General features: G+C 71.0%; 10 protein-coding genes. 5 read left to right on the forward strand and 5 right to left on the reverse strand.

All coding sequences use genetic code 11. The features are described from left to right. Positions 1-156 precede the first annotated feature (156 nt). Positions 157-1,107: a LysR family transcriptional regulator gene (locus BMY07_RS31230; protein WP_092786535.1), complete on the forward strand. Its 951-nt coding sequence runs from the start codon at positions 157-159 to the stop codon at positions 1,105-1,107. A gap of 30 nt (positions 1,108-1,137) precedes the next feature. Here the strand turns inward: BMY07_RS31230 and BMY07_RS31235 are convergent, their stop codons facing one another. Further along, complete coding sequence (locus BMY07_RS31235) at positions 1,138-3,618, reverse strand: collagenase (RefSeq protein ID WP_092786537.1); 2,481 nt, start codon at positions 3,616-3,618, stop codon at positions 1,138-1,140. A gap of 258 nt (positions 3,619-3,876) precedes the next feature. Here BMY07_RS31235 and BMY07_RS31240 point away from each other — a divergent pair, with 258 nt between their 5' ends. After that, positions 3,877-5,295, forward strand: a complete 1,419-nt coding sequence (locus tag BMY07_RS31240; protein WP_092786539.1) for a PepSY-associated TM helix domain-containing protein — start codon at positions 3,877-3,879, stop codon at positions 5,293-5,295. Here BMY07_RS31240 and BMY07_RS31245 read toward each other — a convergent pair. Then, on the reverse strand, positions 5,274-6,167 hold the full coding sequence (locus BMY07_RS31245; RefSeq protein WP_092786541.1) for a DNA-3-methyladenine glycosylase family protein: 894 nt from the start codon (positions 6,165-6,167) through the stop codon (positions 5,274-5,276). The genes BMY07_RS31240 and BMY07_RS31245 overlap by 22 nt on opposite strands. A 69-nt stretch (positions 6,168-6,236) precedes the next feature. Continuing rightward, positions 6,237-6,686, reverse strand: coding sequence for an STAS domain-containing protein (locus BMY07_RS31250; protein ID WP_177215901.1), 450 nt, complete (start codon positions 6,684-6,686; stop codon positions 6,237-6,239). Positions 6,687-6,924: 238 nt separating this feature from the next. On the opposite strand from BMY07_RS31250, the gene BMY07_RS31255 reads away from it, so the two are divergent. The 3 genes from BMY07_RS31255 to BMY07_RS31265 all read left to right on the forward strand — a co-directional run bounded on the left by BMY07_RS31255 (position 6,925) and on the right by BMY07_RS31265 (position 9,332). Continuing rightward, positions 6,925-7,695 carry a GAF and ANTAR domain-containing protein gene (locus BMY07_RS31255; protein WP_092786545.1) on the forward strand — a complete coding sequence of 257 codons (771 nt, stop codon included), beginning with the start codon at positions 6,925-6,927 and terminating at the stop codon, positions 7,693-7,695. 232 nt (positions 7,696-7,927) lie between these two features. After that, positions 7,928-8,506, forward strand: coding sequence for a hypothetical protein (locus tag BMY07_RS31260; protein WP_245782766.1), 579 nt, complete (start codon positions 7,928-7,930; stop codon positions 8,504-8,506). A 55-nt stretch (positions 8,507-8,561) separates the two neighbouring features. Further along, the gene (locus BMY07_RS31265; RefSeq protein WP_092786547.1) at positions 8,562-9,332 is read left to right on the forward strand and encodes a mechanosensitive ion channel family protein; all 771 of its coding nucleotides are present in this window, start codon (positions 8,562-8,564) and stop codon (positions 9,330-9,332) included. Positions 9,333-9,399: 67 nt separating this feature from the next. On the opposite strand, the gene BMY07_RS31270 is transcribed toward BMY07_RS31265, so the two are convergent. Together BMY07_RS31270 and BMY07_RS31275 are read right to left on the reverse strand one after the other, a co-directional pair. After that, positions 9,400-9,978, reverse strand: coding sequence for a hypothetical protein (locus tag BMY07_RS31270; protein WP_092786549.1), 579 nt, complete (start codon positions 9,976-9,978; stop codon positions 9,400-9,402). Between the two features lie 343 nt (positions 9,979-10,321). Next, positions 10,322-12,565, reverse strand: coding sequence for a tetratricopeptide repeat protein (locus tag BMY07_RS31275; RefSeq protein ID WP_177215902.1), 2,244 nt, complete (start codon positions 12,563-12,565; stop codon positions 10,322-10,324). Positions 12,566-12,612: the final 47 nt, after the last annotated feature.

Genomic DNA, 12,612 nt, shown 5'->3' on the forward strand with positions numbered 1-12,612 from the left:
TGCGCGGCACCCCGTGATCACATGCTCACACAACGCCTCCGGAGGCGCATGGGGCGCTGACGCGCCTGTACGCGCACGCTTGACCGTCGGGCCACTGTGGACGGGTGGTTCGCGCGGGGTTCCGGGCGGTGGGTCGCGGGGATAGGCTGTTCGGCCATGGACCTGGAGATCCGGCACTTGCGGGCGGTCTGCACGATCGCCGAGGCGGGGAGCCTGTCCCAGGGGGCAGCGCGGTTGGGGATCTCGCAGCCGTCGTTGTCGACGTTGTTGCAGCGGGTGGAGCGGACGGTCGGCGGGCGGCTGTTCGAGCGCAGTCGGGCCGGGGTGGTGCCGACCGAGCTGGGTGCGGACCTGGTGCGGCGGGCCAGGGTCGTGCTCGCGGAGTTGGACGCGTTCGGCTCCGAGACCGCCCAGGGCGCGGGTGGGCCGATCCGGTTCGGGACGGTGCACATGGAGTGCGTCGCCGCGTTGTTCGAGCGGTTGGAGCTGGCGCTGCCCGGGGCGGAGGTGTCCATGCAGATCGAGCCGTCGAGCACCGCGCTGGCCCGCTCGCTCACCCTCGGGCACCTCGACGTCGCCGTGCTCGGGGTCGCCGAGGACCACGACATCCCGCTGCCCAGGGACATCGGGCAGCGGATCATCGTGCCGTGGGTGCCGGTGTACGTCGCGGTATCCGCCGAGCACCCGCTGGCCAACGCCGCCGACGTGCCGCTGGCCGGGCTCGCGGACGAGGCGTGGATCAGCCCGCCCGGCGCGGACGACGGCTCACTGGCCGCGTTGCGGGCGGCGTGCAGGCAGGCCGGGTTCTCGCCGGACGTCCGGTTCGAGGTGCCCAGCGGCGGCGGGCGGCGGCTCATCGCCACCGGGCGGGCCGTGCAGCTGGTGGAGCCCACCTCCCAGGGTGGACCGGGGATCGCCGTGCGGCCGCTGGCGGGTGAGCCGATGCGGATCCGGCTGCTGCTGGCCTGGCGCAGGCAGCGGCTCGGCTGGGAGCAGGCGAACCGGGTCTACGCCGAGGTGGTGGCCGCGTACTCGGAGCAGGCGATGGCCAGCCCGGTGTTCCGGGGCTGGTGGCAGGAGCACCGCGAAGCCCGCCCCCCGGCCTGAGCCGAGGGGCGGGCACCCTGCGGAGAAGGGTCAGTAGCGGGTCGTCACCACCGCGCCCGCGCAGTCGTTCGCGCCCTTGAGGCTGACGTAGAGGTATCCCGAGGGCGGGCTGGTCACGGTGATCGCTTCCTGGTTGCTCGCGCCGGTCGACCGGTGCGTCGCGGTCGCCGTTGTCGCCCACGAGCTGGTGCTGGCATAGAGGTCGCAGTTGCCCGTGCCGCCCGAGGCGTTGATGGTCAGCTGCGTGGTGCCGGACGGTAGGGACAGGTAGAGGTAGTCGTAGTTGCCGCCGTTGGCCGAGCGGTTGGAGCGCTGGCAGTTCTTGCCCAGGACCCTGGTGTCCGTCCCGGTGCACTCGGGCAGTGCGCTGGAGCCGACCGTCACCGCCTTCGTCGTGGTCGCGGTCGCACCCCGGTCATCGGTGACCGTCAGGCGGACGGTGTAAGAGCCGTCGGCAGCGTAAGTGCGGCTCGGGGAGGTCGCCGTGGAGGTCGTTCCGTCGCCGAAGTCCCAGCGGCGGGACGCGATCGTGCCGTCCGAGTCGGTGGACCGGTCGGTGAAGGTGACCGTGCGGCCGCTGGCCGAGCTGGTGAAGTCCGCGACCGGCGGCTGGTTCGTGGTCCCGCCGCCGCCGCCGCAGCTCCCGGCCGCGCAGGCCGACAGCCAGGTGTACCAGTCGCTGTCGTAGCGGGAGCCGATGGTCGTCTTGAGCAGCGTGCGCGCTGCCGCCCAGTTCCCGGCGCGGTAGTGGCCCAGGACGGCGGTCACGTCGGCGGGATGCGACTGGATCATGTACCGGACGGCGAGGTAGCCCCACCGGTAGATCCGGGTCGTGTCGTGGGAGTAGGTGGTGTCGAACAGCGTGCTGAGCGCGTAAGTCCGCTTGCCCGCCTCGGCGATGGCGGCGTCGTAGGCGACGTTGCGGTACTGGTAGGAGACGTACTCGGCGAAGCCCTCGATCCACCAGATCGTCGGCGTGGTCACGTTCGAGGTGAAGTCACCCGCCATGTCGAAGCGGCCGTCGAGGTAATGGGTGTACTCGTGGTTGAGGTTCCAGATCTGGAAGGTCGGCCGCAGCCATTCCGCCTCGTAGGCGATGAACCGGGCCTGGTTGCCGGACGCGGAGGGATTGCCTTCGAGGTACATGCCACCGTTGTTGGTGTCGATGCCCCACATCACGCCCGCGTACGTCTGGTAGTCGGTGCTGGAGTTGTAGACCACGACCTCCAGCGCGGTGTTGCGGTCACCGGTGACCGGCCCGGGATCGCTGACCACGCGGTGGAAGTACGCGTCCTGGTTGAGCAGGCTCGCGCAGGTCTGGGACAGCTCGGTGGCGGTCATCTCCTGTGCGCGGATCCGCAGGGTCGCGGCACAGGTGTGGTTGATCGGCAGTACCTCGGCCTGGAGCCGGTTCTGCAGGTCACAGGCACCGTAGTAGGCGCAGTTGGCCTTGTCGTAGCCGTCGACCATCTCGGCCACACCGACCCACAGCGGCGCGGTCGCACCCCGGATCGAGGACACGTCGGTCAGGGCCTTCGCCTTCGGCCGGGCCGTGGCCAGGAGCGCCGGGTGCTGCAAGAAGCGGCCCAGCTCCCGTCCGGCGTTGGAGGTCAGGTAGGCGCGGTCGCCCGAGAGCAGGCCCAGGTTGCGGATCGCGAAGGCCCGCAGGGTCTCCAGCACGCTCGGGTCGGCGGTGACCGCGGTGACGAACTCGGGGACCTGGTGGCCGCGGAACAGGACGGTGTAGACGTTGTTGACGGCGTTGAGCATGTGCCAGGACGAGTCGTACGAGGCGTTGTAGCCGTCGAGGAGCCGCTTGACCACGAACAGGTAGCGGGCGTTCTCCTGGGCGCTGTCGATCAGCGTGACCGCCTCGGACAGGCTCTCGCCGTTGGCGTCGCTGACCGTGAACGCGCGCGAGTTGCCGAAGAAGCTGTCCAAACCGGACCGGATGGCACTGCGCATGGCCGATCCGTACGGGCCGACGACGTCCGGGTTGTACCACTGGACGTAATAGCCTGCCCGGAGGTAAAGGACGAGCTGGGCCGTGCCGGTCGTGTTGTTGCCGGGGTAGGTGGACCCGTTGTCGCGCAGGCCGTAAGCGACATAGGTCATCTGGTCTTCGCGGAACGCGCGGGTGGCGTCGGTTCCGGTGAGGGAGAAGAGGCTGTTGACGCAGTCCGTTGTGGAGGAACGGATGAAGTCGACCAGCGCCCAACCGGTGCGGCTGGTGAAACCGCCGGTATCACACGCGGCCAGCGCGGCACGGGGTTGTGCGTCGTAGTCGCGCCGCTGCTGGGTCTTCGACGCGGGAGCCCGTTCCGCGACCGGGATCCGCTCCCGGGCGATGTGGTCGGCTTCCTCGACCGTGCCCGCGGACGGCGGCAGGGTGCCGCGCTGGGCGGGCGCGGATTGCCCGAAAGCGAGTGGGGTTATAACGGCGGCTAACAGGGTGAGGGCGCTGATGAGCACTACCAGCGGCCCGGTTTTTCGGACACGCGAAAGGGACATGGGGTTTCCGTTTCTCGGCACGGCCGCGGTGCGGCCACTCGGCGGAATACGCAGGGAACCGCCTGCTCATGCAGACTCACACAGCCGGAACGGACGTGGTCATGCCACTCGTCTATAGGGGCGGGCTATGGATCCGGTGCGGGTGTCGAGCATCTCGGTTGTCGAGAGTGCGCGAGTTGTCCGGCACCCCGGGAACTAAACGGGTCCTCCGCGCGACCACTGCGTCAGTTCCCACCCTTACCCCGCACGAGGTGCTTGATGTCCGCTCCACCCCTTGACGATGTGCGCCAGCCCAAGGTGGCCGACCGGTGGTCGGTCGTGCCGCTGCTGCGCCGGCTGCACTTCTACGCGGGCGTCTTCGTCGCGCCGTTCTTGATCGTGGCGGCCACGACGGGCCTGCTGTACTCGCTGGCGCCGCAGATCGACTCCGTCCTCTACGGCGACGTGCTCACCGTGCCCGCCGCCACGGGCACGCCCCGGCCGCTGGCCGAGCAAGTCACCGCCGCCCAGGCCGTGCTGCCGGAGGGCACGGTCACCTCGGTCTCGGTGGCCGAGGACCCGGACCTGGCGACGAGGGTGGTGTTCGCGGCGCCGGGGCTGGCGGAGGAGTACTCGAAGGCGGTGTTCGTCGACCCGTACACCGCGCGCGTGCAGGGCCAGCTGACCACCTGGGCGGGGGCGACACCGGCCGTGACCTGGCTCGACCAGCTGCACCGGGACCTGCACCTCGGCGAGACGGGCGCGCTGTACTCGGAGATGGCGGCGAGTTGGCTGTGGGTGATCGCGGTGGGCGGGGTGGTGCTGTGGCTGGCCCGTCAGCGCACCGCTCGTCGCCGCGTCCGCTCGGTGGTGCTGCCGGAGAGCGGTGCCAAGGGCGTGCGTCGGACCCGGTCGTGGCACGCGAGCCTCGGTGTGTGGACGCTCGTGGGCGCGTTGTTCCTATCGGCCACTGGCCTGACGTGGTCCACCTACGCCGGGGAGAACTTCACGGCCGCTCTTACCGCGCTCAACGCCAAGGCACCCGCGCTGGACACGACGTTATCCGGCGGCTCGTCCCCGGCACCGTCCGAGCACGCCGGCCATGGCGGGGCAGTTCAGGCGACAACCGTCGACCCGGCGACCTTCAACCGCGTCCTCACCTCAGCGCGTACCGCCGGTCTGGACGGCCCCCTCGACATCACTGTCGCCGCGGAACCGGGCTCGGCCTGGACGGCGGCCCAAGCGGACAACACCTGGCCCATCCGCCTGGACAAGGTCGCCCTCGACCCGGCCACCGCCACCATCACCGCCCGCGCGAACTGGTCCGACCGCCCGTTCCTGGCCAAGCTGTCGTCACTGGGCATCCAGGCGCACATGGGGGTCCTCTTCGGCCTCGCCAACCAGCTGGCCCTGTTCCTGCTGGCCGCGGCGATCCTCACCCTCGCCATCCTCGGCTACCGGATGTGGTGGCAACGCCGCCCCACCCGCACCGACCGCCGGACCTCGTTCGGCACCCCACCCACCCGCGGCGCCTGGCGGCAGCTCCCGCTGTGGGCGATCGTGCCCGCTCCCCTGCTGCTGATCGCCGTCTGCTGGGCACTGCCGGTACTGGGCGTGAGCCTGCTCGCCTTCCTCGTGGTGGACCTGCTCGTCGGCCTCCGTCGTGAGAGGACGGCTCAACTGCCGACGCGGAGGTAGTGGCCCCAGTAGCCCTGGTAGGGGCCGTACCGGGCGGCGAGTGCGGTGAACTCCGCCTCGCTGACCGGTCGGCCGTAGACCTTGGCGGCGGCGCGGAGGCCTTCCTTGTCGGGGGCCATGCGCTCCATGCGGCCCAGGCCCCGGATGAGGATGAAGGTGGCCGACCAGGGACCGACGCCGGGGAGGCCGAGGAGGCGGTCCCGGACCTGGTCGTAGTCGCCGGTGCGGAGGTAGGTCTCGTCGATGTCCGCCCACTCGCGCAGGCCCCGGTAGAGGTAACTCGCCTTGCGGGCGTTGCCGACGAGGGCGTGCAGGGTGGGCTCGTCGAGCGAGAGCAACTGGTCGAGGTCCGGGAAGGCGGACAGGGGCGAGCCGTCGAGGGTGATCGTGTTCGGGAAGTGCTCGACGAGGGCGAGCTTCATCTTGCGGGCCACCGGCATCGGAACCCGTTGGCACAAGACCGCCCAGCAGAGCATCTCCAACGGCGACGGGAACTTGACCTGGTGGTAGCCCCGCAGGCGCTCGACGACCCGGGCGAACGGCGGGTCCTCGGCGGCGAGCGCGTAGAACTCCGTGAGGTCGTCGTCGAGCCCGAGGTGAAAGGTGACCCGAGCGGCAACCGCAGCGACCGTCTCGTCGCTGAGGGGGCCTTCCGACTCGAGCTCACACGCCAGCCCACCCTCAGCAGCCCTGAGCCGAGCACCGACGACGACCCCGTTCTCCCGCAACGCCTTGGTCAAGACGTCCGCCCGGGCACCCTGCTCCCCGACCATCGCCGGAAACCCCCGGATGAACCGCAAACTCGCCCCGAAGTCGAACGGCGCGGCGGCGGGCAGTGTGGTGCGCACCAGGGTGCGCTCGGCGTTGGTCATCGTCCCTCCAGGGCATAGGTGCCCCAGGATGCCCCGGAGCACCGACAATCGCCCGCGACGAACGGGGCCTCACCAGGTCGGGGGGCGGTTCAGGCCGAGCACCTCCGCCAGGCCGGTGAGCTCCAGGGGGCGGATCACGGTCGGGTGGTCGGCGATCAAGCGCAGGGTGAAGCCCTCCTCGGCGCAGGTGCGGCGGGCTCGGTCCATGACGCGCATGCCCGCGGCGCCCAGGAAGGACACCGGGCGCAGGTCCAGGACGATCCCGACGGCGTCGGGGACCTGGCGGAGGTCGAAGTGCGCGCGGGCGAGGGTGTCGGCCAAGGCGGGCGCGGTGGCCGCGTCCAGGTCGCCGGTGACCTGGACGCACAGCTCCACACCCCGCTCCCCGCCCTCCCAGCTGATGGCCAGGCGCAGCAACGGGCTGCCGCGGAAGGCCCCTACCGTGGGCGCTACCCGTGCCGACCTGGCGGATCGCGCGCGGCCGGTGCCCAGTCCAATGGCGAAGATGTTCGACTCCACGATCGGCTCTTTGCCGTCCGGTCGCCGAACTGGGGCGAGCGGAGGTGGATGGGATCGTCGCAAGCGCGGGATCTGGGCACGTCCCGACGAAGTGATCCAATGGTAGCCCTGATCCTGCCGCGCGCCAGGTTCACCGACGCGGGCAACGGGCTACTACCCGGGTGACAATGGGCGACGCTGAGTGGCACGCCCGCGACCAGGCCGCGGCACCGACACCGGCGGTCACCAGGAGGCACTCATGCCGGACACCTCGGACACCACGGACGTGGCGACCCGCGAACGGCGGATCTCCCGCACGTTCGTCGCGCTCGCCGACACACTGGTGGACGACTTCGACATCGCGGAGTTCCTCGACCTGCTCACCACCCGGACGGTCGAACTGCTCTCGGTCGCCGCCGCCGGGGTCATCCTGCTCGCACCGGACGGCAAACTGGAGGTGCTGTCGAGCACCTCGCGCAATGCCGACCTGCTCGAGCAGTTCGCGGTCGAGGTCGACAGCGGTCCGTGCATCGAGTGCGTCCGCACCGGGACACCGGTGACATACGCCGACCTCGAGACCGGCGCCCGGCGGTGGCCCCGGTTCGCCGCCGCGGCGGCCGAGTGCGGGTTCCGCGGCGCGCACGCGGTGCCGATGCGGCTGCGCGGGCAGACCATCGGCGCGCTGAGCCTGCTCGGCGCCGAGCCGGGCGCGCTCGACGGCGACCAGGTGGGGCTGGGCCAGGCGCTGGCCGACGTGGCCACCATCGCCATCCTGCAGCAGCGCAGCATCGAGGTGAACGACCGGCTCACCACCCAGCTGCAGACCGCCCTCGACAGCCGCGTCGTGATCGAACAGGCCAAGGGGGTCCTCGCCGAGCGCGGCGGGTTGACCATGGACGAGGCGTTCTCCGCGCTGCGCGGACAAGCCCGCGCCCAACGGCAACGCCTCGTGGACCTGGCCCGCGCCGTCGTGACCGGCGCAGCCGACTTCGACGCGGTTCTCGCCCGCGCCCACGGTCCCGGTCACTGAGCCTGCCTGGTTTGGCACCCCGGTCCCAGGGGAACCACTACCCGAGTCGACGACCAGTCGCCCCAGCCCCCCGCTGACCGGGACGTCGCTCCTCCCGAATCGCCGAGATCGTGACCGCGCGTTGTCGACGCGCGGCCGCGGTCAGCACGCGGGCTGATCACAGCGAGCCCCGCTCGGCGCGGGTTCCGCATCCCCAAGTGCCGCTTGGGCTCAAGTCACCCCGAGGTCAACAGTGCCCAGCAGCAACAACACGGTCATCCGCTCGATGCACGACGTGGGCCTCAGCGCCTGGTTCGGTGGTGCCCTGATGGGCGCCATCGGCGTCAACGGCGCGGCCGCCGAGGTCGACAAGCCCACCGAACGCGCCACGATCGCGTCAACCGGGTGGGCGCGGTGGTCGCCGGTGGCAGCAGGCGCCATCGCCACGCACCTGATCGGTGGCGCGGGCCTGCTCATCTCGCAGCGCAGGCGGGTCCGCTCCCAGCCGGGCGCCAAGGCGAACACGATCGCCAAGACCGCCATCACCGGCGCCGCCCTCGCCGCGACCGCCTACAGCGGCGTCCTCGGCGCCAAGATCGCGGCATCCGGCGACGTCCCCGTCGAGGGCGCCACCGAACCGGCACCGACGACCACCCCGGGCGTCTCCTCCGCGCAACAGCAACTCCGCCTGCTGCAATGGGCCATCCCGCTGCTGACCGGCGCCCTCATCGTGCTCGGCGCGCAGCAGGGCGAGCAGCAGCGACCCCTGCACGGCCTGCGCTCGGTCGCGCGGACCGCGGGGAAGCGGGGCCTCGGCCTGATCCAGGCCTGATCACGACGACGCGGAGGCCGAGTGCCACCGCACCCCGCCAAGAACCTGGAGTGCCATGATCTCCCTCAGTTCCCCGACCGCGCTGGCCGCGGTCGACTTCGGCGGCGGCGTCTCCGACGCGTGGCGGTCGATCGCCACGTTCGTGCCGAAGCTGGTGGCCTTCCTGCTGATCCTCGTGATCGGCTACCTGATCGCCAAGGTGGTGGCCAAGGCGGTCGACGCGCTGCTCACCAGGGTCGGCTTCGACCGGGTGGTCGAACGCGGCGGCATCAAGACCGCCCTGGCGAAGTCCAAGTACGACGCCTCCGACATCATCGCCAAGCTGCTCTACTACGCGATCCTGCTGGTCACCCTGCAGTTCGCCTTCGGCGTGTGGGGACCCAACCCGGTCTCCGACCTGCTGACCGACGTCGTCGCCTGGCTGCCGAGGGCAGCGGTCGCGATCGTCATCGTCGTGGTCGCCGCCGCCATCGCCAGGGCGGCCAAGGACTTCATCACCAACACCATGGGTGGGCTGTCCTACGGCAGGGTGCTGGCGGGAATCGCGTCGGTGTTCATCCTCGCGCTCGGCATCATCGCCGCGCTCAACCAGATCGGCGTCGCCACGACCGTCACCACGCCGGTGCTGATCACGGTCCTCGCCACGGTCGGCGGGATCCTGGTGATCGGCGTCGGCGGCGGCCTGGTCCGTCCCATGCAGCAGCGGTGGGAGACCTGGCTGGCCAAGGCGGAGGACGAGATCCCCCGCGCCAAGGCCCACGTCGCGGCGCAGAACGCCGGGCAGGACACCGCTGCCCATCGGATCCCGCCCCGCACCACGGGGTGACCCCTGCACAAGTCGGCGATCGGTCCTCTCCCGCGCGGGAGAGGACCGATCGCCGACTTGTGGCGTGCTATCCGAGGTCCACTGTCGTGTCGAGGCGGAGGGCCAGCAGGTCGGCGAGGTCGAGGGACGAGTCGAGGCCGAGGGCGGTGAGCAGGTCCGGGTTGGGGGTGTGGCCGCGGATCAGGTCGATGTCGATGGCGAGGGTGGTCCTGGGGACGGGGTTGGTGGGCAGGGTCGTGCCCAGGGTGTCGTCGATGGCGGCGGCGAAGGCCGGGTCGAGGGTGACGCCGCTGGTGGCGAGGTCGAGGGTGATCGCGGTCGAGCCGACGGGCTTGGTGGCGCGGGCGGTCCCCGGTGCGGTGATAGCGCCGAGGCGGATGCCCGGGCGGAGACCGACCTTGGCGGTGATCACGCCAGTCTTGAGGTCGGCGGACATACCGGACACGAGGAGCGTCTCGGTGCCCTTGGCGAGCCGCAGACCTCCGAGCAGCAGGACCCGACCACCGCGGATCTGGCGGTCGTAGGAGATCGCGCTCCCCTTGGCCACCTTGAAGTTCACATCATCATCGATGTGCCCCGACCCGCCGATCGTGGCCGCACTGACCCCCTGACCGCCGAGATCCAGCGCCCCCTCGACGTCGATCACCAACCCAGCCCCGGCAATCGGCGAACTCCCCAAGACCGTGACTTCAGCCCGAGTCGGTGGCGCGGCGTCGGCCACCGACCCCGGCGCCGCCAGACATACCGCCAACAGCCCGGGCACAGCTCTACGGATCCACTGAGAACCAGTCATCCCCCGTTGCTACCAGCCCCAGCCCCCAACCCACGACCGCTCTCACACGATCGCGTGCACGCGTGACGACCCCGCGATCGCCGGTCCACGCGCCTACGCGGCCCCCGTCGGCGGTAGATCCTCCACGTCACAAGGATCCGGCACACAACTCAGTGCCCACTGTGGACATCGCGATGCCTGCTGGCACCTCGGGCACTCATACGCTCTCCTGGATCGACGCGCGTGCGGTGGGTTCACGGTGCTCGGACGGTCCGGGCAAGTTCTCGACATGCGCCAACAGGCTGTGGCTGTTCGCATCGCGGAAGGCGGCGGCGGCCTCCGTCCAACAGCGGCGGGCCTCGTCACCGCGGCGACCCTGCCACAGGTCCAGGCCCAGGTTCACCCAGGCGACGCCTTCGCGAGAGCGGTCCCCCAGCCAACGGCAGCAGGCGACTGCTTGTCGGTGGGCGGTGATGGCGGCGTTGACCTTGCCCACCCGGCGCAAGGCCGCGCCGAGGTTGTTGGCAGCGGTCGCCTCCCCATGGCGGTCCCCGACCTCGCGGTAAAGGCGAGCGGCCGCGCGGTGGGCGACCTCGGCACGGGAGGGTTCGCCCGCTTCGCGCAAGGCCAAGCCCAGGTTGTCGTACGCGGTCGCCAAACCCCGGCGATCGCGGAGCCGGGCCATCAGGCTCACCGCCCGGTGGTGCACTCCCACGGCCTCCGTGGATCTGCCCGATTCGCGGAGGGCCAGACCGAGGTTGTTGCAGGCGATGGCCTCTCCGTGGCGATCGCCAGAGGTCTCGGCCAAGGCGCGTGCTTCTTCCTGGGCGCTGATGGCCGCGATCGGGCTCCCCAGGCGCACGAGCGTCACGCCGAGGCTGCTCCACACCATGCCCTCCCGCCACACCTCCCCCATCGCCTGGTAGGCGCCCATGGCGACGTGGTGCGCCTCGTACGCCTCGGGCAGTTGGTCGTTGTGCTGCAACGCCAAGCCGAGCACGTCCCACGCGTGTGCCCATACCCCCATGTCCTCCTCGTCCCTCGTGGCACGGGCGGCGGTAGTCGCCACCCGCACCCAGTCAGCGACGTATCGGCGCCAGGACAGGTACGTGGTCATCGCCTGCGCGAGGCGCGCGCCCAGCGACACGGTGCCGAGGTCCACGCCCCGGCCGACGGCGCTCACCAGGTTGGCGTGCTCGGCGTCGAACCAGGCCAGGGCCTCGGCGCGATCGGCGAACCGGTGTGGCACGTCGTGGCCGCTCCAGGCGCGCAGGTGCGCGTCGGCGGCGAGCGCGGTGGCGGTGTAGTGGGCCAGCAGTCGGACGGTCGCAACGGGTTCTGGGTGCGGGCGGGTGCGCGCGTGTTTGCGGATGAGGTCGTGGGCGCGCCAGCGGCGGTTGACCCTGGCCAGCAGGTGTGCCTGCGTCAGCGTGCGCAGCCGAGCCGTGGCGGTGGTGACCGCGACACCCGCCAGCGCGGCGCACGCCTCGGTGGAGATGTCCGGGCCAGGTTCGGCGCACAGCATCAGCAGCAACCGCGCGGCTGCCGGGTCCCGGACTGCCAACCGGTCGACGGAGGCCGCGAACACCGCGGTCAACGCGGTCTCACCGTGGGCGAACGAGGTCGCATCAGCCGTCGTCAACTCGGCCGCGAGTTCGGCGGCGGTGAGGTCCGGGTCATCGGCGAGCAACCCTGTGGCGATCCTGATGGCCAGCGGCAGGCCCGCGCAGACCCGGGCCAGGTCGACGATCCCGCAGTCGGCCGCCCGTCCGTGTTCGCGCAGGGTCCGGTGGAGCATCTCGACCGCCGCGTCGATATCGAGGACGTCGAGGGTGAGGAGATGGGCGCCGGGCAGCGACAGCGTGTCGCGGGTGGTCACCACCACACGGTGCGCGCTCGTCCCCGGTGCCGGGATCAGATCGCGGACCTGCTCGCTGCTGCCTGCGTTGTCCAGCACCAGGAGCACCGATCGGCCCTGGCGCTCCCCGTCGTGCAGAACTTGGTGGTACACGGTGGCCTGCTCGTCAGCACCCCCAGGGATCTGGTCATCGTGGACACCGAGCCCACGCAGCAGCGGTGCGAACACCGACTCCGGCCGCACCGCCTCGTCCGCGCTGTAGCCGCGGAGATCGACGAATAGCACCCCGCCGGGAAACCAGCCGCGCCCTGCGGCGACTGCCGCGACCTGCCGGGCCAGAGCCGTCTTCCCGATGCCGCCCATGCCTGCGACGGCCGAGAGCACCACCGGCCCGGACGGGGATCGCGGGTTCACCAGATCGAGGAGCCGCCGGACCTCGTCGTCCCGACCGATCAGTCCATCGGTGGCCTCTGCCGCGCGGATCGCGGTGACGACCGCGACGCCGCCTGCGCGAACACCGTGAACGCCGCCGGTGATCACGCCTGCCTGCACCAAGACCCCGTTCACCACACCAAGAGCGAGGTTGACGACCGCATCGGACACCACACCATGATCCCCCGTCCGCGAGGCGGGAGGGGATCACGGTGGTG

This window comes from Actinokineospora terrae (assembly GCF_900111175.1).
In the GTDB taxonomy this organism is placed as follows: Bacteria; Actinomycetota; Actinomycetes; order Mycobacteriales; family Pseudonocardiaceae; genus Actinokineospora; species Actinokineospora terrae.

Excerpts from the sequence above, each read along its gene's own strand:
- BMY07_RS31230 (WP_092786535.1), top strand. The coding sequence starts at position 157 with ATGGACCTGGAGATCCGGCACTTGCGGGCGGTCTGCACGATCGCCGAG.
- BMY07_RS31235 (WP_092786537.1), bottom strand. The coding sequence starts at position 3,618 with ATGTCCCTTTCGCGTGTCCGAAAAACCGGGCCGCTGGTAGTGCTCATC.
- BMY07_RS31240 (WP_092786539.1), top strand. The coding sequence starts at position 3,877 with ATGTCCGCTCCACCCCTTGACGATGTGCGCCAGCCCAAGGTGGCCGAC.
- BMY07_RS31245 (WP_092786541.1), bottom strand. The coding sequence starts at position 6,167 with ATGACCAACGCCGAGCGCACCCTGGTGCGCACCACACTGCCCGCCGCC.
- BMY07_RS31255 (WP_092786545.1), top strand. The coding sequence starts at position 6,925 with ATGCCGGACACCTCGGACACCACGGACGTGGCGACCCGCGAACGGCGG.
- BMY07_RS31265 (WP_092786547.1), top strand. The coding sequence starts at position 8,562 with ATGATCTCCCTCAGTTCCCCGACCGCGCTGGCCGCGGTCGACTTCGGC.